Annotated in this window: 23 protein-coding genes and 1 riboswitch; of the genes, 13 read left to right on the top strand and 10 right to left on the bottom strand. The window is 67.0% G+C overall.

All coding sequences use genetic code 11. The annotated features are described in order from the left end of the window. Positions 1-748: transglycosylase domain-containing protein (locus B2X67_RS09955; protein ID WP_286785381.1), on the bottom strand; the 748-nt coding region annotated here is incomplete at its 3' end. A 112-nt stretch (positions 749-860) separates the two neighbouring features. Between B2X67_RS09955 and B2X67_RS09950 the strand changes: the two genes are divergently transcribed. The 3 genes from B2X67_RS09950 to B2X67_RS09940 all read left to right on the top strand — a co-directional run bounded on the left by B2X67_RS09950 (position 861) and on the right by B2X67_RS09940 (position 4365). After that, positions 861-1151 carry a hypothetical protein gene (locus tag B2X67_RS09950; RefSeq protein ID WP_282340651.1) on the top strand — a complete coding sequence of 97 codons (291 nt, stop codon included), beginning with the start codon at positions 861-863 and terminating at the stop codon, positions 1149-1151. Positions 1152-1292: 141 nt separating this feature from the next. Beyond that, positions 1293-3191 (top strand): 1-deoxy-D-xylulose-5-phosphate synthase, encoded by a 1899-nt coding sequence (gene dxs / locus B2X67_RS09945; RefSeq protein WP_286785380.1) that lies wholly within the window; start codon positions 1293-1295, stop codon positions 3189-3191. A 271-nt stretch (positions 3192-3462) separates the two neighbouring features. After that, positions 3463-4365 carry a methyl-accepting chemotaxis protein gene (locus tag B2X67_RS09940; protein WP_414704006.1) on the top strand — a complete coding sequence of 301 codons (903 nt, stop codon included), beginning with the start codon at positions 3463-3465 and terminating at the stop codon, positions 4363-4365. Between the two features lie 72 nt (positions 4366-4437). On the opposite strand, the gene B2X67_RS09935 is transcribed toward B2X67_RS09940, so the two are convergent. Together B2X67_RS09935 and B2X67_RS09930 are read right to left on the bottom strand one after the other, a co-directional pair. Continuing rightward, positions 4438-6315 (bottom strand): TonB-dependent receptor domain-containing protein, encoded by a 1878-nt coding sequence (locus B2X67_RS09935; protein ID WP_286785378.1) that lies wholly within the window; start codon positions 6313-6315, stop codon positions 4438-4440. A 99-nt stretch (positions 6316-6414) separates the two neighbouring features. Beyond that, positions 6415-6636: riboswitch (cobalamin riboswitch) on the bottom strand. A gap of 149 nt (positions 6637-6785) precedes the next feature. Next, positions 6786-7796, bottom strand: a complete 1011-nt coding sequence (locus B2X67_RS09930; protein ID WP_273230321.1) for an AI-2E family transporter — start codon at positions 7794-7796, stop codon at positions 6786-6788. A 466-nt stretch (positions 7797-8262) separates the two neighbouring features. Between B2X67_RS09930 and B2X67_RS09925 the strand changes: the two genes are divergently transcribed. Genes B2X67_RS09925 through B2X67_RS09905 form a run of 5 tightly spaced genes read left to right on the top strand, consistent with a single transcriptional unit; the run spans position 8263 to position 12281 of the window. After that, positions 8263-8640 carry a type IV pilin protein gene (locus tag B2X67_RS09925; RefSeq protein WP_376747818.1) on the top strand — a complete coding sequence of 126 codons (378 nt, stop codon included), beginning with the start codon at positions 8263-8265 and terminating at the stop codon, positions 8638-8640. Next, entirely contained in the window at positions 8631-9122 is a 492-nt protein-coding gene (locus B2X67_RS09920; protein ID WP_314409521.1) for a pilus assembly FimT family protein, read from the top strand. The genes B2X67_RS09925 and B2X67_RS09920 overlap by 10 nt, the downstream gene beginning before the upstream one ends. Beyond that, entirely contained in the window at positions 9106-9513 is a 408-nt protein-coding gene (locus tag B2X67_RS09915; RefSeq protein ID WP_286785377.1) for a type IV pilus modification PilV family protein, read from the top strand. The genes B2X67_RS09920 and B2X67_RS09915 overlap by 17 nt, the downstream gene beginning before the upstream one ends. A 34-nt stretch (positions 9514-9547) precedes the next feature. Further along, positions 9548-10183, top strand: coding sequence for a hypothetical protein (locus B2X67_RS09910; RefSeq protein WP_286785376.1), 636 nt, complete (start codon positions 9548-9550; stop codon positions 10181-10183). Positions 10184-10196: 13 nt separating this feature from the next. Further along, positions 10197-12281, top strand: a complete 2085-nt coding sequence (locus tag B2X67_RS09905) for a hypothetical protein (RefSeq protein WP_286785375.1) — start codon at positions 10197-10199, stop codon at positions 12279-12281. On the opposite strand, the gene B2X67_RS09900 is transcribed toward B2X67_RS09905, so the two are convergent. Genes B2X67_RS09900 through ribA form a run of 3 tightly spaced genes read right to left on the bottom strand, consistent with a single transcriptional unit; the run spans position 12275 to position 14099 of the window. Next, positions 12275-13072, bottom strand: coding sequence for a cobalamin-binding protein (locus tag B2X67_RS09900; RefSeq protein WP_286785374.1), 798 nt, complete (start codon positions 13070-13072; stop codon positions 12275-12277). The two genes, B2X67_RS09905 and B2X67_RS09900, sit on opposite strands and share 7 nt — an antisense overlap. After that, on the bottom strand, positions 13072-13485 hold the full coding sequence (locus tag B2X67_RS09895) for an MFS transporter (RefSeq protein ID WP_282340663.1): 414 nt from the start codon (positions 13483-13485) through the stop codon (positions 13072-13074). Before B2X67_RS09895 ends, B2X67_RS09900 begins: the two co-directional genes overlap by 1 nt. Next, a complete protein-coding gene (gene ribA / locus B2X67_RS09890; protein WP_286785373.1) occupies positions 13482-14099 on the bottom strand; it encodes a GTP cyclohydrolase II in 618 nt (205 codons plus the stop codon). Before ribA ends, B2X67_RS09895 begins: the two co-directional genes overlap by 4 nt. Positions 14100-14513: 414 nt before the next feature. Here ribA and B2X67_RS09885 point away from each other — a divergent pair, with 414 nt between their 5' ends. Genes B2X67_RS09885 through B2X67_RS09865 form a run of 5 tightly spaced genes read left to right on the top strand, consistent with a single transcriptional unit; the run spans position 14514 to position 18674 of the window. Further along, the gene (locus B2X67_RS09885) at positions 14514-14939 is read left to right on the top strand and encodes a type IV pilin protein (protein ID WP_282340667.1); all 426 of its coding nucleotides are present in this window, start codon (positions 14514-14516) and stop codon (positions 14937-14939) included. Further along, entirely contained in the window at positions 14936-15421 is a 486-nt protein-coding gene (locus B2X67_RS09880) for a pilus assembly FimT family protein (RefSeq protein ID WP_282340669.1), read from the top strand. The genes B2X67_RS09885 and B2X67_RS09880 overlap by 4 nt, the downstream gene beginning before the upstream one ends. Next, a complete protein-coding gene (locus tag B2X67_RS09875) occupies positions 15399-15797 on the top strand; it encodes a type IV pilus modification PilV family protein (RefSeq protein WP_282340670.1) in 399 nt (132 codons plus the stop codon). The genes B2X67_RS09880 and B2X67_RS09875 overlap by 23 nt, the downstream gene beginning before the upstream one ends. Continuing rightward, positions 15794-16438, top strand: a complete 645-nt coding sequence (locus tag B2X67_RS09870; RefSeq protein ID WP_282340672.1) for a PilW family protein — start codon at positions 15794-15796, stop codon at positions 16436-16438. Before B2X67_RS09875 ends, B2X67_RS09870 begins: the two co-directional genes overlap by 4 nt. A gap of 10 nt (positions 16439-16448) precedes the next feature. Beyond that, positions 16449-18674 carry a hypothetical protein gene (locus B2X67_RS09865; RefSeq protein ID WP_286785372.1) on the top strand — a complete coding sequence of 742 codons (2226 nt, stop codon included), beginning with the start codon at positions 16449-16451 and terminating at the stop codon, positions 18672-18674. Positions 18675-18701: 27 nt separating this feature from the next. Here the strand turns inward: B2X67_RS09865 and B2X67_RS09860 are convergent, their stop codons facing one another. The 4 genes from B2X67_RS09860 to B2X67_RS09845 form a co-directional block, all read right to left on the bottom strand. Further along, positions 18702-19340 carry a retropepsin-like aspartic protease family protein gene (locus tag B2X67_RS09860; protein ID WP_286785371.1) on the bottom strand — a complete coding sequence of 213 codons (639 nt, stop codon included), beginning with the start codon at positions 19338-19340 and terminating at the stop codon, positions 18702-18704. After that, positions 19327-20088 carry a substrate-binding periplasmic protein gene (locus B2X67_RS09855; protein ID WP_282340676.1) on the bottom strand — a complete coding sequence of 254 codons (762 nt, stop codon included), beginning with the start codon at positions 20086-20088 and terminating at the stop codon, positions 19327-19329. The genes B2X67_RS09860 and B2X67_RS09855 overlap by 14 nt, the downstream gene beginning before the upstream one ends. Before the next feature lie 11 nt (positions 20089-20099). Beyond that, positions 20100-20600 carry a phosphatidylglycerophosphatase A family protein gene (locus B2X67_RS09850; protein WP_273230299.1) on the bottom strand — a complete coding sequence of 167 codons (501 nt, stop codon included), beginning with the start codon at positions 20598-20600 and terminating at the stop codon, positions 20100-20102. Continuing rightward, positions 20593-21044, bottom strand: a 452-nt coding sequence (locus tag B2X67_RS09845; protein ID WP_414704005.1) for a thiamine-phosphate kinase, incomplete at its 5' end; no start/stop codon positions are given. The genes B2X67_RS09850 and B2X67_RS09845, both read right to left, overlap by 8 nt.

Genomic DNA, 21044 nt, shown 5'->3' with positions numbered 1-21044 from the left:
CGCGCGGCGCCAGCAGGACGGGCTCCTGCAGGGCCTCGTCGACCGCCTGCGCCGGCCACACCGCGAACTGCCGCAGGCGCTGCAACACCTTGTCGCGCGCCGCCTGGGCCCGACGCGGGTGGCGGTCCGGACGCAGCCGGCTGGGCGCCTGGGGCAGCACCGCGAGCAGCGCGGCTTCGGCGCGGGTCAACTGCGCCGGCGGCTTGCCCAGGTACGTCCAGCTCGCCGCGGCGACGCCCTCCAGGGTGCCACCGAAGGGCGCGCGGTCCAGATAGAGCGTGAGGATCTCATCCTTCGACAAGTGCCATTCCAGCTGCGCGGTGCGCCAGACCTGGCGCAGCTTGCCGGCGAAGGTACGCGGGTGCGGATCGAGCAGACGCGCCACCTGCATCGACAGCGTGCTGCCGCCGGACAGCACGCGGCCGCCGCTGAGGTTCTGCCAGGCGGCGCGGGCGACGGCCAGCGGATTGACCCCCGGATGCCGGTAGAACCAGCGGTCCTCGTAGGTCAGCAACGCCTCCAGGTAATACGGCGAAACCTCGTCCAGGCGCACCGGGTAGCGCCACACGCCGTTGGCATCGGCGAAGCGCCACAGTGGCGTGCCATCCTCGGCGAGCACCACGCGCGCCAGGTCGTCGCCCGGCAACGGCAGCGGAAACAGACGATCGGCCAGCCACAGGCCGGCGAGCAGCGCCAGCAGTAGCCCGCCGCTTCGCTTGAGCCAGCGCGGTACGCGCCGCTTAGACATGCGCGACTCTCGCCACACACAGGGAACTCGCGAGCCTGCGTGACAGCCAAAGCCTCGAAGGAGCGCTTCGCGCACAGCGCGGCGCCTGCATGGACCTCACAGGGAACCTCATATGCAAGTAGATTTCTTCGAGACGCTCGGCCAGATGCTGGGCTCGCTGATCCGTTTCATCGTCGACAGCCTGGACTGGCTGTTCAGCCTGTTCGCCGTCGCCGGGCACAACTTCGTCGATGGCCTGGCCGCCGCGCTGGGCATGGACCGCTCGATCCTCAACATCGCCGCCCTGATCCTCGGCCTGATCCTGCTGGTCGGGGCGTTTCGCGCCTTCTTCGGACGGTCGATCATCAGCGGCATCATTCTCCTGCTGCTGGCGCTCTGGCTGCTCAGCTTCATCATCAATTGACGTCCCGATGCGCCGCGCAGCATAGCGCAGCGGTGCATCCCGACCCACTGCAGCGATACCGACTCGCACCGCGGCGCAAGCCTCCCGCGACCGCTTTCGGTTAAACTGCGCCCTTCGCCTTTTCCAATAACGATCAGCCTGATGCCCAAGACGTTCCACGAATTTCCCCGCGAGCGCCCGTCCACTCCCCTGCTCGACCGCGCTGCGACGCCGGAAGAGCTGCGCCGCCTGGGCGAGGCCGAACTGGAAACCCTCGCCGACGAACTTCGCCAGGACCTGCTCTACAGCGTCGGGCTGACCGGCGGTCACTTCGGCGCCGGCCTCGGCGTGATCGAACTGACCATCGCCCTGCACTACGTCTTCGACACCCCGGACGACCGCCTGGTGTGGGACGTCGGCCACCAGGCCTACCCGCACAAGATCCTCACCGGGCGCCGCGAGCGGATGGCCAGCCTGCGCATGAAGGACGGCATCGCCGCCTTCCCGCGGCGCAGCGAGAGCGAGTACGACACCTTCGGCGTCGGCCACTCCAGCACCTCGATCAGCGCCGCCCTGGGCATGGCCATCGCCGCGCGGATGCAAGGCAGCGGGCGCAAATCCATCGCCGTGATCGGCGACGGCGCGCTCACCGCGGGGATGGCGTTCGAGGCGCTGAACCACGCTCCGGAAGTCGGCGCCGACATGCTGGTGGTGCTCAACGACAACGACATGTCGATCTCGCGCAACGTCGGCGGGCTGTCCAACTACCTGGCGAAGATCCTTTCCAGCCGCACCTACACGAGCATGCGCGAGGGCAGCAAGAAGGTCCTCTCGCGCCTGCCCGGCGCCTGGGAAATCGCCCGCCGCACCGAGGAGTACGCCAAGGGCATGCTGGTTCCCGGCACGCTCTTCGAGGAACTCGGCTGGAACTACATCGGCCCCATCGACGGCCACGACCTGCCGACGCTGATCGCCACCCTGCGCAACATGCGCGACCTCAAGGGCCCGCAGTTCCTGCATGTGGTGACGAAGAAAGGCAAAGGCTTCGCCCCGGCCGAAGTCGACCCCATCGGCTACCACGCGATCACCAAGCTGGAGCCCGCCGACAGCCCGGCCGGCGCGGCACCGGCGACGAAGAAGGTCGCCGGGCCGAAGTACTCCGGCGTGTTCGGCCAATGGCTGTGCGACATGGCGGAAAGCGATCCGCGACTGGTCGGCATCACCCCGGCGATGAAGGAAGGCTCCGACCTGGTGGCCTTCAGCGAGCGCTTTCCACAGCGCTATTTCGACGTCGCCATCGCCGAGCAGCACGCGGTAACCCTCGCCGCCGGCCTCGCCTGCGACGGCGCCAAGCCGGTGGTGGCGATCTATTCGACCTTCCTGCAGCGCGGCTACGATCAGTTGATCCACGACGTCGCGGTGCAGAACCTCGACGTGCTGTTCGCCATCGACCGTGCCGGCCTGGTCGGCGAAGACGGCCCGACCCACGCCGGTAGCTTCGACCTCGCCTACCTGCGCTGTATCCCCGGCATGCTGGTGATGACGCCGAGCGACGAGAACGAACTGCGCCGACTGCTCTGCACCGGTTACCGCTTCGAAGGTCCCGCCGCCGTGCGCTACCCGCGCGGCAGTGGACCGAATGCGCGGATCGAGCCGGGCCTGGAGCCGCTGGAAATCGGCAAGGCGGTGGTTCGCCGCCAGGGCAGCCGCGTTGCCCTGCTGGTGTTTGGCGTGCAACTGGCCGAAGCGCTCGCCGTCGGCGAAACCCTGGATGCGACGGTGGTCGACATGCGCTTCGTCAAACCGTTGGACGAAGCCCTGCTGCGCGAGCTCGCCGACAGCCATGAGCTGCTGGTGAGCATCGAGGAAGGCAGTGTGATGGGCGGTGCCGGCAGCGCGGTGAACGAATTCCTCGCCCGCGAAGGCCTGCTCAAGCCGATCCTCAACCTCGGCCTGCCGGATCGCTACGTCGAGCACGCCAAACCGGCGGAGATGCTGGCGGAATGCGGCCTCGACGAAGCCGGTATCGAAGCGGCGATCCGCCACCGCCTGGCGCGCTGAGGCAGCCGACTCCGGCGGTCTGCAGTGGTGGCTGACGCGTCAGTTGCCCGATCTCGCCGCGCCATTGACCTTCGCCGCCGCCGGCGGACTGCTGCTGGCCTTCTGGGCGTTCAGCCTGCGCGCGCGGGCGCGCTCGCTGCAGGCGCTGTCGGACTTCTTTCTGGACACCGCCGAATGTGGCGCGCCACTGAGCAATCGCCTGGCGCTGGAGCGCTTCGCCAGTGACGAAGCGGGCACCCTCGCCGGCTGGGTGAACAGCTTCGTCGACAAGATGGACCACACCATGCAGGGCATCGTCACCGCCGGCAGCGCGCTGCACGAGACCTCCACCGGGCTGACGCGCACCGCCACCAACGCCAGCCAGTGCGCCGCTCAGGGCCAGGCGGCGGCCGTATCCACCGCGCGCACGATGCTCGAGGTCAACCAGAGCATCGGCCAGGTCGCCCAGCACATTCGAGACGGAGAAAGCGCCTCGCAGCACGCGCTGAGCATGACCCGCAAGGGCGCCAGCGCCGTGCAGCACAACGCCGACGACGTCGCCCAACTGGCGGATCGCATCGAACAGTCGAGCCAGGCACTCGAAGCCCTCAGCCGGCAAACCGAGAAGATCCAGCACATCAGCGAGGCGATCCGCGGTATCGCCGATCAGACCAACCTGCTGGCCCTCAACGCCGCCATCGAGGCGGCGCGCGCCGGCGAAAGCGGTCGTGGTTTCGCCGTGGTGGCCGATGAAGTGCGCAACCTGGCCCGACGCACCGCGCAGGCCACCCAGGAAATTGCCACGACGCTGGACAGCCAATCGGCGATGCACAGCTGCCAGCAGGCGGCGCAAAGCAGCGTGGCCCGCTCGTGCGAGGCCAACGAGGCACTCGAACGCATCGAGGAGGAAGTGGCCGGCATGCAGGACCGCCTGGGCCAGATCAGCCAGGCCATGACGCTGCAAATGAGCCAGGTGCAGGCCGTAAATGGCCAGGCCCAGGCCATCACGGGCGCCGCCGAACACAGCAGCCAGAGTGCCGGGGAAACCCTGCAGGCGGCACAGTCACTGGCGCAGCCGGTACTCGACCTGCACAAGACCGCCAGCCGGCTCAGCCGCGAAGAGAAATCGGGCAACGCCGCGCCCGGCGCGCCCTTGCAGACGGCGACGCCCATACCTGGCCGCGTGGCGCACTGAACGCCGTAATTAACCCAGGAGATCGATCGAGGCCCGCGAAGGCGGGCCTCTTCGTTCGTGCGGCCGATCGGATCAGATTTCCGGAGTCCAGGTCAGCGCCATGAGCGCGGTCCGGCCTTCGCTGCGGTAGGGGTAGAAACCGCCCTGGTAGGTGGCCTGGGCGTAGTCCTTGTCCAGCAGGTTATCCAGCTTGAGCGCCAGGTTCACTTCGGACGTCGCCTGCCAGTCGCCGCGCAGGCCGAGCAGCCCGTAGCCGCCGAGCGCGATGTCGTTGGCCGCATCGTCGTAAACCCCGCTGACCGCGCGCCAGGTGGCGCCGATGCCGAAATCGCCGAAACGACGGTCCAGCGCCAGGCTCAGGGTGCGCTTGGCGCGGCGCGGCAGGACATGTCCGCTGTCGCGGTCGCGGGGATCGGTCAGGCCCAGTGCGAGGTTGGCCTGCCAGCCGAACAGCTGATCGTCGAGGCTCGCCTCGAAGCCGTTGATGCGCGCGTTCTGCACGTTCTGCGGGATGAAGTTCTCGTCCAGCACGATGGCGTCTTCGAGCTGGGTCCGATAGACGGAGACGTCGAGGTGGCCGCTGGCGCTGTAGTCGCTGCGCCATTGCAGTTCGTAGCTCTTCGAGCGCTCCGGTTTCAGGTCCGGGTTGGCGCTGGAAAAGCAGAAGCCGCCGGAGCAGAAATCCGGGTAGTACAGGTCGTTGAAGGTTGGCGCGCGGAAGCCTTCGCTGTAGGACAAGGTCAGGGCGTTGGCCTGATTCAGCGGAACCGTGAGGGCGCCGTTCCAGGTGTTCTCGCTGCCGAACTGCCCGTTCTTGTCGTGGCGCAGACCCAGCTCGGTGGAGAAAAGCCCGGTCTGCAGGCGATGCTGGATGAACAGGCCCTGGTTCCAGCGCGTGTCCTCGATGAAGGCATCGGTGGCGTGCAGACGCTCCTCGTACCAGTCGGCGCCCACCAGCACCTGGTTGGCCTCGTTCAGTTGCAGGGTATTCACCCAGTTGGCCGAGTCGCGGAAGGTGTTGTAGGTGTAGAAGCTGCCGCTGGCGACATCGTTCCTGGTATCGCGCTTGTCTTCGCTGTGACCGACCTCCAGGCGACTGCTCCAGCGCTCGCTGAGCGTGCCGTCGATGTAGGCGGAACCGCTGCTGAGGACGAAGTCGTTATAGGGCCGGGTGTCGCCGAAGACGTCGTCGAACTCGTTCTTGCCGCGCTGATCCAGCAGGGTCGCGCCCACTTCCAGGCGTTCGTTGAATCGGTGCGACAGGCCCAGGCTCAGCGAGCGGTTGCGGTAGGCGTCGTGATCGCGATTGCCATCGAGCTCATCGGTGGTGGCATCGAGGCCGGCGGTTTCGTCCAGCGCCGCTCCCAACTGGTAACGCGTTCTGCCATCGCCACCGGAGACGCCCGCACTGCGCTCAAAGGTGCCGCGCGAGCCGGCGGCGAGCCGCACGTAGGGATGGATGCCTTCGGCCTCGCCGCGACGGGTAAAAATCTGGATAACCCCGCCGATGGCGTCGGAGCCGTAGAGCGCGGAACGCGAGCCGCGCACCACTTCGATCCGCTCGATCTGGTCGGGGCTGAGGAATTCGATGCTGGCGGTGCCGCTGGAGGCGCTGGCAATGCGCTGGCCATCGACCAGCACCAGCGTCTGCGCGGTGGAGGTGCCGCGCATGAAGATGCCGGTCTGGCTGCCCGCCCCTCCGGTGCTGACGATGTTCACGCCCGGTACGTACTGGAGGATTTCCGCGACGCTACGGGCTTGCAGCCGCTCGATATCAGCGCGGGTAAATACGGTGCTGGCGGCGGAGCTCTGGCTGCGCGCCTCGACGCTGCGATTGGCGGTGACCAGCAGTTCGTCGAGTTTCAGCGCGTCGTCCTGCGACGGGGTTTCGGCCAGGGCCGGCAGGGTCGGCAGCAGGGCCAGGGTCAAGGCGAGGCGGGAAAGCGTCATGGGAAATCCTCAAGGTCGGCGAGACGTTCGAGGAGGGCAGGCAGACGCGGGCCGTTTCGTGCGCGGGCCGACGCCTGATGGTGTCGCCCTCCGCAACACCAGTGGCATTCCGCCGTGGCCGGTCTCCGGGCTCTCGACGCGGCTCGCGCTCGCCTTCCCATGCATGCGCACAGTGGCCGTTGAGCGGAGTGCGATCCGGGCGGATCGCGGTCGATTACCGTTGCGGGGGCAGCGCCGGGTTTGCCCAGTAAGACTGGGGCGCACCGGCTTCCCGATAAACGCCGGCCCTGTGGCCCGCGTACCTCGGCGGAAATGAAAACGTCGCGCACCTTAGTCGGCGCCCTCGAGGAAAACAAGGACGCTGCGTCGGCCCGGAGGCGGGCTCTGGTCGCGTGGTAGCCGACGGAGCGGCCTCGGCCGGCTTCTTCGTCACCACCTACAGGAGCTGCGGGCCCTTTAGGCCGCGCCTGTCAGACCCAGTCCTGGGCCTTCATCTCGCTCTTCAGGTAGGCGTAATAGACCGGCGCGGCGACCAGTCCGGCGATGCCGAAGGCGGCCTCGAACACCAGCATCGCCAGGAGCAGCTCCCAGGCCTTGGCGTTGATCTGCCCGCCGACGATCCGCGCATTGAGGAAGTACTCGACCTTGTGGATCAGGATCAGGTACGCCAGCGCGCCCACGGCGACCCAGAGCGACAGCGAGAAACCGACGATGAAGATCGCGGTATTGGAGATCAGGTTGCCGATCACCGGCAGCAGCCCGACGACGAAGGTCAGCACGATCAGCGTCTTGGTCAGCGGCAGGTGAATGCCGAACAGCGGCAGCACACCCATCAGGAAGACCCCGGTGAACGCCGTGTTGAGCAGGGAAATCTTGAACTGGGCGAAGACGATGTTGCGGAACGCCGCGGTGAACCGCGTCACCCGCACCAGCAGCTCGCCTGCCAGCGGCTTGAGCGTCTGCGGATCGGGCAGGCGCTGCAGCGCGACCACGGCGCCGAGGATCATGCCGATCAGCACGGTGACGAACAGATGCGCCGCGCCCTTGCCGAGCAGTTGCAGCTCGCCGACGTGACGGCGCAGCCAGTCGTGCAGGGTCAGGCGGACGTCGTCGACGTTGGCCGGCAGGTAGGCCACCAGCCCCTCGGGCACCTGCTCGCGCACGCGGTCGACCACGCCCATCAGCTTGCCGAGCATCTGTCCCGGATTGTTCAGTTCCAGCAGGGCGAAGGAGAACGCGCTGGCGAACGCCAGCGTCAGCACCCCGACGACCATGACGCCGAGCAACCCGACCGTCAGCAGACGCCCGAGATGACCAGCGAACAGGCGTTGCAACAGCGGCGCCAGGCTGTTCACCAGTTCGAATACCAGCAGCCCGGCGAGCAGGCTCGGCAACAGTTTGAGCGGCAGGACGAGAATCAGGGCGATGCCCAGAATCAGCAGACTGGCGTAGCAGAAGGTGCGGCGGGAGGAATTGCTCATGAAGTCCTGATCGGATGACGGCCTGACAGCGACCGACAATCTGCCAGCAGTCCCCGCACATTGCCAGCCGCATGAAATGACAAAATTTGACCTGGGCCGGCAGCGGCAGGAAAAGACGCCGGGGAAACTCCCAAGACGCTGGCCCCGTGCCTTCATGCTAGACGCCATACTGCCGAAAAAGCCCGCTTCAGGGCCGTTCCTGCCGCTTCGTTGAAGCCGCCGTCCGCCGTTGAAAAAAATCTAATTCAGCAAAAATAACGGCTTACTTCTCAAAGACGAATTCCCAGGCAACCTTTTGCCGGGAAGGGGGGTCGATTGGCTTATGAATAACCACCTGCTAACCAACCCTGCACGGATTGTCGGTGCCGCTCGCTGCCCCCGGGCAATCCTCTCCTTCGCGAAAACCGGTGCGCGGCACGCGGCTGTCCGCCGTGGCGCGCACTCGGGCTTTACCCTGATCGAGGTGATGATCACCCTGGTCATCGTGGCGATCCTCGCCGGCATCGCCCTGCCCAGCTACACCAGCTATATCACCAAGAGCAAGATCAGGACCGCGCAGGCCGACCTGGTGGCGCTCAGCCTGAACCTGGAAAACCACTTTCAGCGCCAGCTGACCTATCCCACCAGCACGACCTCGAACACCGCCGAGACCAAGGCGCTGTTCACCGGCTGGACCCCGGCGCAGGCCAGCGACTTCAGCTATACCCTGAGTACCGCCACGTCCACCACCTATACCGTGACGGCCACCGGCACCAGCAGCAACCTGAGCGGCTGCACCATCAGCCTGACCAATCTCAACGAGCGCAGCGTATCCAACTGCGGGAGCTTCACGGGATGGCAATGAGGCAGGACGCCGGGGGTTTCACGCTAGTGGAAGTGATGATCAGCCTCGCCGTCATGCTGATCCTGCTGATGGCGGCGATCCCGATGACGATTTCCTGGAGCAACAGCGCCAAGCAGCGCGACGCCGCCGGCTTGCTGCAGCAAGGACTGTCGCGGGCCAAGGCGCTGGCGTTGCGCAATCCCGGCGCGGTGGGCGCGGGCATGCCGAGTGCGGCGCTGTGCCTGAGCGGCGGCACGCTCAGCGTGCTGCGGCTGGCACGTGACGTGACCTTCAGTTGCACGCCCGAGGCGGACGAGGATGTGCAATGGTCCGCGGTGATACCGAGCGCCGCCAGCATCACGATCGGGGGAGAGGATTTCCAGTGCCTGGCACTGGACAACCGCGGGCTACCGGTAACGGTCAGCGGTTGCGTCGAGACCAGCACCGGCACCTTCAACGTGATTGTCGGCAGCGAGGATTCGCTGGATGTCACGCTCATCTGATGGCGGTCTCCGCCCCGCCAGACAGCGCGGCGACGTCCTGGTCGAATCGCTGATCGGCGTGGTTCTGATGAGCATCATCGGCCTGGGCATGTTGGCGGTGACCTCGCGGGTCGAGGTCAGCCATCGTTACAGCAACGCACAAGGACTCGCGGTGGGACAGATGCGCAATCTGCTGCAGCAATACGGAAACGAACTGTGCAGTGACTCGAGCCTGGCGGTGATCACCCTGCCGCCCAACGATCAGGTCTTCAACCTCCAGGTGACCTGCGCGACGCCGACCATCAGCGTGAGGGGCGTGGCGCTGGAGAGCCCACCGGACACGGTGACGCTGAGCACGCCGGACGAGGCGTCGGACTATTTCGGCGGTGTGGTGAAGGTGGGTGAGAACTAGGGCGCGCCCGCAGGCCGGGATCACGCTGATAAGCATGATGATCGGCCTGGTGATCTCCTCGCTGAGCATCCTCGCGATGCTCTCGCTGTATCGCAACCTCGTGCATCAGGCGGCGGACTCGATCGTCCACTCCAACCTCGACGGCCAGGTGGCGGCGGGGCTGCTGACGGCGCAGATCGAACTGCAGAGCGCGGGGTTCGGCATCCCCTCGGCAGCGGTGAACCAGGACCTGATGCTGCTCGCCGGAGCCAGCCTGACGCCCGGCGGCATGCTCAGCGGTACGATCCAGAACATCCTCGGCAGCGAGCAGGAGGGCGAGGCCATCGTCTGGGGCAGCAATCCGACCCGCAGCACCTACCTGTGCAGCGCGCTGCTGGCGCGCGATGGCGGGCTGATCCTGCTGCGCGGCAAGCCCTGCGCGGCGGCGATCCAGTTCTCCAGCGTCGACTGGCTGGGCGAAAGCGTCTCGCTGATCGCGCCAGGCACGCTCAATGCAAGCCAGGCGGTGAGCATCAAGACCCAGGTCAACGCCTGTTGGCCGTACGGAAAGAGTTTCGCCAACCCGGCGGTGCAGGTGGTCATCAGCGCCGGCGGAAGCACCCTGAACACCGATACCGCCTACGCGGCGTCGAGCTACACCGTGTGCCTACCCAATCTCGCGCCACCTTGACGGACCTGTTTCGATGAGCGCCAAACGGCCCTTCCGGCTATCCCGCCAGCGCGGCATGGCGACACTGCTGATCATCCTGATGACCGGGCTGGCGCTGACCGCCACCGCGGTCGGGGTGATGTATGCCGTGCGCGGGACCCAGGAGAAGGCCCTTTCGGTGCACAGCGCGACCCAGGCACAGCAGATCGCCTGGGGCGGCGTCGAGATGGTGCGCAGCTACCTGCTGACCCTCGATGACGCCACCCTCATGTCGCTGCGCGGCGAACTGCCGATCAGCGGCGTCGAAGGGCTCAGCGCGCGCATCGAGGGCGCGCCGGTGAAGAACGCCAACGACTTCAGCCTGGTGGTCGACATCACCGGCACCTCCGCCGGTGGCAGCCATGCGGAAGCCCGGTCCACCGTGCAGGCGGTGTTCATCGTCACCACCGCGCAGGACGACGGCGAAAGCGCGCCCATCGGCGTGCAGGGTGCGGTGAACATCAACGGCGACCTGAACATGAGCGGCAACGTCGCCGCGGTGGGCTTCAACAACACCAGCTTCAACGTCAACGGCAACGTCAACCTGTCCGGCAGCGTGACCGGGATCGACTGCATCCGCGCCACGGGCAACGTCAGCATCAGTTCCGGGATCGTGGTGAACTGCGTGCAGGCCAACGGCAACATCACCCTCAGCGGCTCGGCGGCGATCGGCACGGTGGAGGCCCTGGGCAGCGTCAGCCTCAGCGGTGGCGCCACCCGTGCCAACGCGATCCAGGCCAACGGCAACGTGACGCTGTCCGGAGGCGCCGCGAACGCGGGGACGATCAACAGCCAGGGCAACGTGGTGGTTTCCGGTGGTGCCGCCTACGCCAACACGATCAACGCGCTGGGCTTCATCGAGTGGACCAGCTCGGCCAGCGCCACCGCGTTGAACTCGAACAGCTACGTGACCTACGCCGGGGCGCTGGCGACACCCACCTTCAGCGCCAAGGGCACCGTGACCCTCAGTGGCGGCGGCGCCAGCCAGGTGACCACCAGCGGCAACGTGGTGTCCGCCTACGGCACCCTCAACAGGATCGACGCCAGCGGCAACCTGAGCAGCAGCAGCGGACTGGTGCTGGCCGGCACCATCGGCGGCACGAAATCCTGCCCGGTGTACCTGAACTGCCCCGGCGTGCTGGTGCAGAGCGGCTACGTGGCGTCGCCCAGCACGGTCTCGGTGGTCGCGGCGAACACGGTTTCGATCCAGCCGCCGCAGGTCGACGCCTACGCACTGCGCAACTCGGCGAACTACATCTTCGAGACCGATCAGGCGGGTTTTCGCAAGGTCACCGTGCAGAACATCGCCGGCATCGCGCCGGGCAGTTACTACCTGGGCAACTACCCGGGGCCGTACCGGGACTATCTGTGCACGGAGGTCAGCGGTTCGACGGGCGAGCCGACCTGCGCCCAGCCCGTGACGCCCTACGCCACGATCTGCCAGGGCTATTCGGCCTACAACGGCTGCATCACCTACGCCGCCGACACCACCACCTGGTCGATAAACGGCATCAGCCTCGCGCCCGGCGTGCTCTGGTTCGCCGGCAACGTCAACGTCGGCAACGGCAGCTACAACAACAGCATCATCGCCACCGGCAACCTGGCCACCTCCGGCTCGGCCCTGGTGGTGGCGGTCAACTACGCCGGCTACGCCGCGGTGTGCGCCAATGCGCCGGTGGCGATCACCCGCAACCCGGCTTTCACCGGGCTGTATCCGAGCAACTTCTGCAACGTCAGCGCCGGAACCTTCATCAGCAACGCCGCGGGCAACACCGCGCTGATCTCCGGCGGCTACCTCAACGGCAGCTTCGTCGGCGGCAACATCACCCTCGGCTCGGCAAACAACGTCTACGGCAACGTGCTGGCCGGCAATACCCTGAGCACCACCGGCAGCACGGTGATCCACGGCAGCCTGACCACCGCCGGCCAGGGCTCCACCACGTCCACCAGCCTGGGCGGCAGCACCGTCGTCGACGTCAGCGGCGCGCCGTCGAGCTTCGACCCGAGCGAAAACCCCTGCTCGCGCGACTGCGCCACCCAGCCCGGAACCGCCGAAACCCTCTGGACCCGCTACTACTGAGCCTCGGCCATCTTCCGGCAGAGCTTCGCGGTGGCCTGCAGCATCTGCAGGCTGGGCCGTTCGAGGCCCTTGTCCGGCACGCTCCACAGCTGCCCGGCGCGCACTGCGGCGAGCTGCGCCCACACCCGCCAACCGTCCAGCTGCGCCGCATTGGCGCCGAAAATCACCTGCGGATCGCGCGCCAGCACGCTTTCCACGCTCACCTGGGGCGCCGGCAGGGCGAGGTCGGCGAAGACGTTGCGCCCCCCGCAGACGGCGATCGCGTCGCTGATGATCTGCCCTCCGCCGATGGTGTACAGCGGCGGGTTCCACACCTGGTAGAACACCCGCAGCGGCTCGGCGCGCGCATAGTGCCGACGCAGTTCGGCGATACCGTCGACGAAGCGCGCCTGCACGCGTTGCCCCTGTTCGACACGGCCGATACGTTCGCCGAGACGGGCGAACGTATCGCCGAGCTGGTCGAAACTGTGCGGCTCGGCAACGAACATCGCGATGCCCAGGCCTTCGAGCTGGGCGCGCTGCGCGGCATTCACGCTGCCCGGCCAGAGCAGCAACAGATCGGGCTTGAGGCCGATCAGGGTTTCCATCTCGACCTGCCCGTAGCGCCCCACCGATGGCACGCCGGCCAGCGCCGCCGGCCGCTCGCCGCCATCGAGCACGCCGACCAGCAGGTCGCCGGCGTCCAGGTCGAGCATGATTTCCGAGAGGGAAGGCGCCAGGCTGACCACCCGCTCCACCGCGCCCGCCGCGGTACAGGCGAGTAGCAGCAGCGCGACGAGCAGAGGCCGCATCAGAGCTGGCGAGGTAGGCGGTAGAGGTAGAACAGCACCAGGCTGGAGAGCGTCAGCAACAGCAGCGGAATCGCCTCCTGCCCGGCGAGCAGCCCGGCGGCGGCGCACCAGGCCGGCAGGCTGGCGCCGAGCAGTGCGTTGCGCCGGCGCAGGCCCAGAGCACGCCAGGCGAGCGGCTCGTCGTCGCTGTCACGGGCTTTCTCGGTGGCGATCAGGGCACGTTTGTAGGCGTGGAACAGCGGCAGGCTGACGAACATCGAGAGCAGCCCGGCGATGAACAGCGGCATCAGCAGCGGCTCGCGCGGCGGGTTGTCGCCGGCCAGCACCTGCGCCAACCCCAACGGCGCCAGCATCAGCGCCAGTTGCAGCCACCAGGCCAGCGCCAGCCTGCGGCGTGCGTTGGCCCGATTCACGGCTTCTCCACTTCACCCTGGTGCAGTCTGCCCAGCAGGTGGCCGAGCTTGCCGGCCTTGGTCGCCAGGTAGCGCTCGTTGTGCGGGTTGAGCCCGGTCTGCAACGGCCTGCGTTCGGCGATGCGGATGCCGAAGCCTTCCAGCGCCTTCACCTTGCGCGGGTTGTTGGTCATCAGCCTGATCGCGCTGACGCCCAGGTGTTCGAGCATCGGCAGGCAGATCGCGTAGTCGCGCTGGTCGGCGCCGAAGCCCAGGCGCACGTTGGCTTCCACGGTGTCAGCGCCACCGTCCTGCAGTTCATAGGCGCGGATCTTGTTCAGCAGGCCGATGCCACGGCCCTCCTGACGCAGATAAAGCAGCACGCCGCGGCCCTCGTCGGCAATCGCCCGCAGCGCGGCTTCGAGCTGCGAACCGCAATCGCAACGCAGGCTGAACAGCGCATCGCCTGTGAGGCATTCCGAATGCAGGCGACCGAGTACCGGAGCGCCGTCCGAGATATCACCCATGGTCAGGGCGACATGCTCCTTGCCAGTTTCCTCATCGAGGAAACCGTGCATGACGAACTCGCCGAACGGCGTGGGCAATTTCGAAGCGGCGACGAAAACGACGGACACCGTGAGGCTCCATGGGGATAAGCGGGGCGGGCATTGTACCAGCGCCGACCGACGTCGAGTCAGCGTGAATTTCCGTCTATCACTATCAGCTTTTTAGATAAGGCCCTACCGAATCACCCAAGACCTCATAAGCCATTGCTTACATCTTGTTACCGCCACTGCATCGTCGAGACCAGCGCGGGCGTTACAATTTTTGCGGCTCATCGTCCGCAGGCCACGCCCTCGGATGGTTCATAATGCAGGCGTTTCGCCATCAAAGCAGGCAGTGAATGCGCCAAAGGCCCGATTTAGAGGCCCCGCTATTGGCACAGGTCATGCTTTCGACGCACATCCCTCCTCACTCTCGGATGCGCGAGATTCCCTGGTGCAGTGGGTCATCGGACCCGGTCATCGCGACTTCCAAGGACGCCTTAGATGGTCATGTTTGTTCCCCGCCGAACCGCGGGTTTTACCCTGATCGAGCTGATGATCACCCTCGCGATCATCGGCATACTCGCGGCCATCGCCCTGCCCGCGTACGACAGCTACATCACCAAGAGCCGGATCAAGACCGCCCAGGCCGATCTCGCCGCGCTCGCCCTTAACCTCGAGAACGCCTACCAGCGCAAGCTCGCCTACCCGACCCTGACGCTCGACGACAGCGCCGCGGTGACCGCACAGTTCAGCGGCTGGCACCCCGCGGAATCGAACTTCGAGTACAGCCTGTCCTCCTCCGCCAGCGGCTACACGCTGACCGCCACCGGCAGCACCGGCAAGGTGAACGGCTGCGAGATCACCCTGGACAACGAAAACACCCGCACCATCGCCCAATGCGGCGCCTACAACGGTAGCTGGCTGTGAGGCGCCAGGCGCGGGGCTTCTCGTTGATCGAACTGATGATCACCGTGGCCCTGTTCGCGTTCCTGGTTTTGATCGCCGGGCCGTTCACCAGCGCCTGGAGCAACGGCGCCAAGGTGCGCGATGCCGAGGGTGTGCTCAACCAGGGCATCGGCCGGGCCAAGGCGGCCGCGCTGCGAAACCGCTATGGCATCGTCGACGGCAAGCCGGCGGCCACGCTGTGCCTGTCCGACAGCAACCTGCTCAGCCTCCACGAAGCCAACGACAAGGACACGCCCGCCACCTGCCTCACCCATTCGCCGTGGCAGGCACAACTGCCTGCGAGCGTCAGCGTCACCCTGACCGCCGACGCCAGCACCCTGAGCTGCCTGAGTTTCGACAACCACGCCGCGCTCGCCAGCGCCTCGGTGCCCAGCGGCTGCTCGTCCAGCACCGCGCTGACGCTCGCCGCGGGAGGTGAGAATGTCGCTCTGGTCTTCAACTGATCGCCGCCGGCAGCGCGGCGACATCCTCCTCGAGGCGCTGATCGGCATCCTGCTGATGGCGATCATCGGCCTCGGGCTGGTCTACGTGACCTCGCGCGTCGCAGTCAGCCAGAAGGACATGAACCTGCAGAGCCTGGCGATCGCCCAACTGCGCGACCTGCTGCAACGCAACGGCGCCGGCACCGACCTGTGCGGCGGCAGCCACCAGATCAGCCTGCCGTCGATCGGCACCCTCAACGTCACCGTCACCGGCTGCGGCACCACCGCCAATGCCACGGTGGGTGGCCAGCCGCTGAGCGGCATCGCCAGCCCGCTGACCCTGAGCGTGAGCAACAGCGCGCTGGGCGGCGAAGTCAGCGTGGGGGCGACGCTATGAAACGCCAACGCGGGATGACGCTGATCAGCATGATGGTCGGCCTGGTGATCTCGATGTTCAGCATCGTCGCCATGCTTTCGCTGTACCGCAGCCTGGTGCAAAGCGCGGTGGTGGCGACCCGCGATGCCAACCTTGACGGGCAGATCGCCGCCGGCCTGCTCAGTGCGCAACTGGAGATCCAGAGCGCCGGCTTCGGCATCGAAGCGGCCGGCAATGCCGATCTCACACTGGCCACCACCAACCTCGACAGCACCACCCGCGCGCTGCTCTGGCGCCTGGTCGACACCGGCACCTACCGCTGCCGCGGATTGCTCGAACGCAGCGTGAACGACAGCGCCAGCGGCCAGAGCATGCGCGTGCTGTCGCTGTTGCAGGCGAACGGTTGCGACGCGAGCGGCGCACTGTCGGGCAAGACCTGGGCGGTGGTCGGCGACCTCGCCGAATTCCGCGGGCAGAACCTCGCGCAAGTCGTCTTCCAGATCAGCACCAGCAACTGCTGGCCGTTCGGTGTGGGCGACAACAGCACTCCCAGCGCCCATGCGCTGGTGACGCTCAGTGCACCCAGCAGCTCGCAGCTCGCGGGCGCGGTAGCCGACCCGATCAGCTACAGCGTCTGCCTGCCCAACATCAAACCCGTCTAGGACAACCGCCATGGGCCTTCATCCGCAGCGCACGCCCCGCCTGCCCGCCTGCCAACGCGGCATGGCGACTCTGATGATCATCCTGCTCGCCGGGCTGGCGCTGACGGTGACCGCGCTGGGCGTCACCCATGCCGTGCGAAGCGCCCAGGACAAGCAGGTCACGGTGCATGCCGCGACGCACGCCCAGGCGGGCGCCTGGACCGGCGTCGAGGTGTTTCGCCAGTACCTCAAGTCGATCAACCAGGCCAGCCTGGAAGCGCTGGCGGCCGGCCAGGCGGTCAGCATCAGCCTCGGCGACATGGCGCTGGGGGCGGTGATCGTGCAGAACACCGTCACCAGCGGCAGCACCCGGCGGATCACCGCCAACATCCGCAATCAGGACGCCGCCGCGCGCTCCACCTCGGTGATCCAGGCGGTCTATCAAGTGACGCCGGGGGGCGCGACCAACACCGAATCCGGTCTGCCCTGGAGCGACGTGCTGAACATCTACAACGACCTGAACATGAGCGGCGGCATCGGTATCCGCGGCTATGACAACGCCAACTTCAACGTCAGCGGCAACGTCAGCCTGAACAACGCCTCGATCACCGGGATCAAGACGATCAAGGCGACCGGCGACATTTCCATCGGCAGCGCCATCGCCGTGACCACGCTCTACTCCAACGGCAACATCGCGCTGACCGGCTCCGCCAGCGCCACCACCGCCTCGGCGCTCGGCAACATCACCGTTGCCAGCGGCGGCACCCAGGGCACGCTGAACGCCAACGGCAACATCACCCTGAGCAACGGCAGCACCAGCACCGCCAATGCGCTGGGCTGGATCAAGGTGAGCAGCGGCAGCAACCAGGGCGCGCTGAACGCGGCGCAGACCATCGCCATCAGCAACGGCGGCACCACGAACGTCGCGGCCGCGGTCGGCAACGTCTCCGTGACCGGGGGCTCGGTCAACGTCATCAACAGCGAAGGGGACGTGACCTCCACCCGCAACGTCGCGCAGATCAATGCCAATGGCAGCGTAGTCGCCGGTGGCAGCGCCGCCACGGTGATCAAGGCAATCGGCAATGTCACGCTCAACGACTCCGGCAGCAAGAGCGTCACCACCAAAGGCTCGGTGCTGGTCAACGCCGGCAACCTGAGCAGCGTCACCGCGCAGCAGAACCTGACGTTCAACGGCTGGGGAAGCGCGAGTGGTCGCGTGGGCGGCACGGTCACCAAGGCCGAGCAATACAACAACAACGTGAACGTCTCCAGGCAGCCCGGCCTGGTGGTCGACGTGCCGTTGGTGGACGTCGTGCCGATGACCCCGCTGACCGAATTCAGCCTGACCCAGCCGCAGGTGGATGCGTACCCGCTGAAGAGTTCGGCCAACTACGCCTTCACCTACGACAGCGGGCACATTGTGGTGAGCGTCGCCAACATCAGCGGCATTCCCGCCGGCAGCTACCGGATCGGCAAGATCAAGGCCAACTACAACGACAAGTGGGGTTACCTGTGCAGCGACATCGACGGCTCCGGCTATTGCAGGACCGAATGCGCGACGGTCACCAACGGCAGCTGTAGTGGCGTCGGCGTCGCCAGCGCACGCAAGATTTGCCAGGGCACCTGGGACGGCGCGGAGTGCATCGCCTACTCGAACGGAACCTGGACGCTCAACGGCCAAAGCGACAATACGGTGGTCGCCCCGGGCGTCCTCTGGCTCAAGGGTAACCTCGCCCTGCAGAGCGGCTTCTTCCGCAACAGCATCATCGCGACCGGCAACATCACCACCTCCGGCAGCGACAAGGTCTCCGCGATCAACTACAGCGGTTACACCCTCACCTGCCAGAACAACACTTTTTCAGGACTTTACCCGGTCAACTACTGCGGTACCGATGGCGCCCTGATCGGCAACCCTGTCGGCAACATCGGCCTGCTGGCGGGCGGTTACGTCAACGGCGCCTACAGCGGCGGCATCATCAACCTCGGCGCCTCCACCGAGGTCTTCGGCAGCGTGATCGCCGGCGACACCCTGCTCACCAGCGGCAACAGCACCGTGCATGGCTACGTCACCGCGGCCGGCCTGGGCAGCAGCACCAGCAACGACTGGGGCGGCAGCCTGACCATCGACCTGACCAACCTCCCGGCGGGCTACAACCCGGGCGGGATTCCCGACATGGACAACTGCACCAGCAATTGCGACGGTGGCCACGGCTCGGCCGCCGCCAGCGCCGAGCTGCTCTGGAGCCGCTACCTGTAGAAAAGGGATGCGCGTGACCCGCGGGAGCTACTTGGCCTCGAGCACCAGCATTCCCTGCTCTTCGCCCCAGCGCACACGGCTGAGGAAGCTCATGCCGAGCAGGACTTCACCCGGCGCCGGGCCTTCGAGGATCGAGGCCTGGACGCCGCGCAACTCGATCTCGCCGACCTTGACACTGGTGAGCGTCACACCCCAGGCCCTCACCGTGCCGCTGGCGGTGCTGACGACCAACGGCCGGCCAAGCACCCGGAAGTCGATGCCCAGGCGAGTCGCCTGCGCCTCGTTCATCGCCACCGAGGTGGCGCCGGTATCTACCAGGAACTGCACCGGGAAGCCCTGGACCGAGCCTGGCACCCAGTAGTGCCCCGAGTGGCTCCGCGCAATGGACACCTGCGGACGCTTCGGCGTCGCGCTGCCCTGGCCGTACTCGCGGCTCAGTTCGATGCGCCGCTCGACGCCATCGATGCGCAGCAGCGCGCCGTTCTTGTCCGCCGCCACCACCTCCACGCCCTGCGGCCCGCTCTGGCCGACGCGCACCAGCTTGCGCGTGCCGTCGACGTTGAGCACCACGGCGCTGGGAAACAGCCCGACCACCTGCACCTGGGGCGCGGCGTGGAGCATGCAGGCCCACAACAGGCCGCAGGCGAGCAGCTCAGCGTGGCGCATCGGCCTTCTCCGGATAGCGGTCGAACAGATAGAGCTGGTTCCAGCGACCATACAGGGCGCGCAGGCTGCCATCGTCCTTCAGCGCCTGCAGGCGCCTGTCGTACAGCGCCGCGAGGGCGCGCCCGCGCGGGCTCGCGGCGAAACCGGGGTACATCGGCAGGACGGTCAGCTCGGTGATCCGATAACGATCCGGCTGCGGGCTGGCCTGGAGCAGCAGTTGCACGTCCGGCAGCGCGTCGATGTAGAAGTCGGCGCGACCGCGTTCGAGCATTTCCAGCACCCCGTCGCGGCGGCGGATCTCTTCGTATCCCACCACGCCGGGCAAATGGCGCTGGTAGCCGTAGCCACGAATCCAGGTCAGCCGGTACTGGGCGAGATCGTCCAGGGTGGGGGCCGGCTTGCTGCTCAAGCCGAGGGCGACCACCGGGTCGAGGCCGTAGGAGCCGCGCGGGTAGATGACGCCGTCGAGGTCCTCGTCGCGGTAGGAGCCCAGCCAGGCATCCGCCTCGCCGCGCTGAACCAGGCCGATACCACGGGTGGTGATGTCGCTGCGGATCTTCACCTTCACCCCCGCCGGCTCGAAGATCAGCCGCATGATCTCCCAGGCCAGGCCGCTGCCGTCGGCATTGGTGTAGCCCGGCCAAATGTCGCTGACCAGGCGGATATCCATCGCCTCGGCGTCCTCGGCGTACGCCTCGCCCAACACGGCGGCGCAGAGCAGCAGCGCACCGATCATCCATGACTTCATCGCTGTGTTTCCTAGATCACGAGCCAGGCCGCGCCCTGGACGACTGCCCAGGCGAAGACGCCCGCCAGCACGTCGTCGAGCATGATACCCAGCCCACCTTGCAGGTGCCTGTCCAGCCAGCCGATCGGTCCCGGCTTGAAGATATCGAACAGACGAAAGGCCACGAAGCCGAGCAGCAGCCACGCCCAGCCGTCCGGCGCCAGCCAGAAGGTGATCCAGATGCCGACCAGTTCATCCCAGACGATGCCTTCGTGGTCGTGCACCCGCAGGTCGTCGGCGACCTTGCCGCACAGCCAGATGCCGAACAGCGTGGTGGCCACCAGCAGCGCCGCGTAGCCCCACACCGGGAGCAGGTGCCACAGCGGGACGAACACCAGGGCGATCAGCGAACCCCAGGTACCGGGTGCCTTGGGCAAGGTGCCGGAGCCGAAGCCGAAGGCGAGGAAATGCCAGGGGTCGGACCACACCGAATGCGGAACCGGCTGCGTCGGCGCCTGGTGGGAATCAGTCATGGGTCGCTCCGAAATGTTGGTAGCCGCCCGCAGGCAGGTCGAGGAACCGTCCCTGGGCGTCGAGTAGCTGCACGCCGGCGCCGGCCTCGACGCGGCCGATCACCGCCAGCTCCGGCCAGTCGCGCTGGAACGCGGGCAGCAGGGACGGCGGCAGCGTGAATGCCAGGCGGTAGTCGTCGCCGCCGCCCAGCGCGCAGGCCTGCGCCGCCTCACGCCCAAGCAGCGCCAGCAAGGGCCCCGACAACGGCAGCCGCTCGCGCTCGACGAGCAGGGCGACACCGGAGGCGCGGGCGATGTGGCCGCAGTCGGCGAGCAGGCCGTCGGAGATGTCCAGGGCCGCCGTGGCCCTGCCGCGCAACGCCTGGCCCAGCGCCAGTTGCGGCTGCGGCGCCCAGTATCGCTCCAGCAGCGGCCTGGCGATCCGCGCCGAGATCGGAAGAGCGG

The organism is Pseudomonas sp. UBA3153, from assembly GCF_002364635.1.
In the GTDB taxonomy this organism is placed as follows: domain Bacteria; phylum Pseudomonadota; class Gammaproteobacteria; order Pseudomonadales; family Pseudomonadaceae; genus Pseudomonas_O; species Pseudomonas_O kuykendallii.
This window is presented reverse-complemented; position numbering and strand designations above follow the sequence as displayed.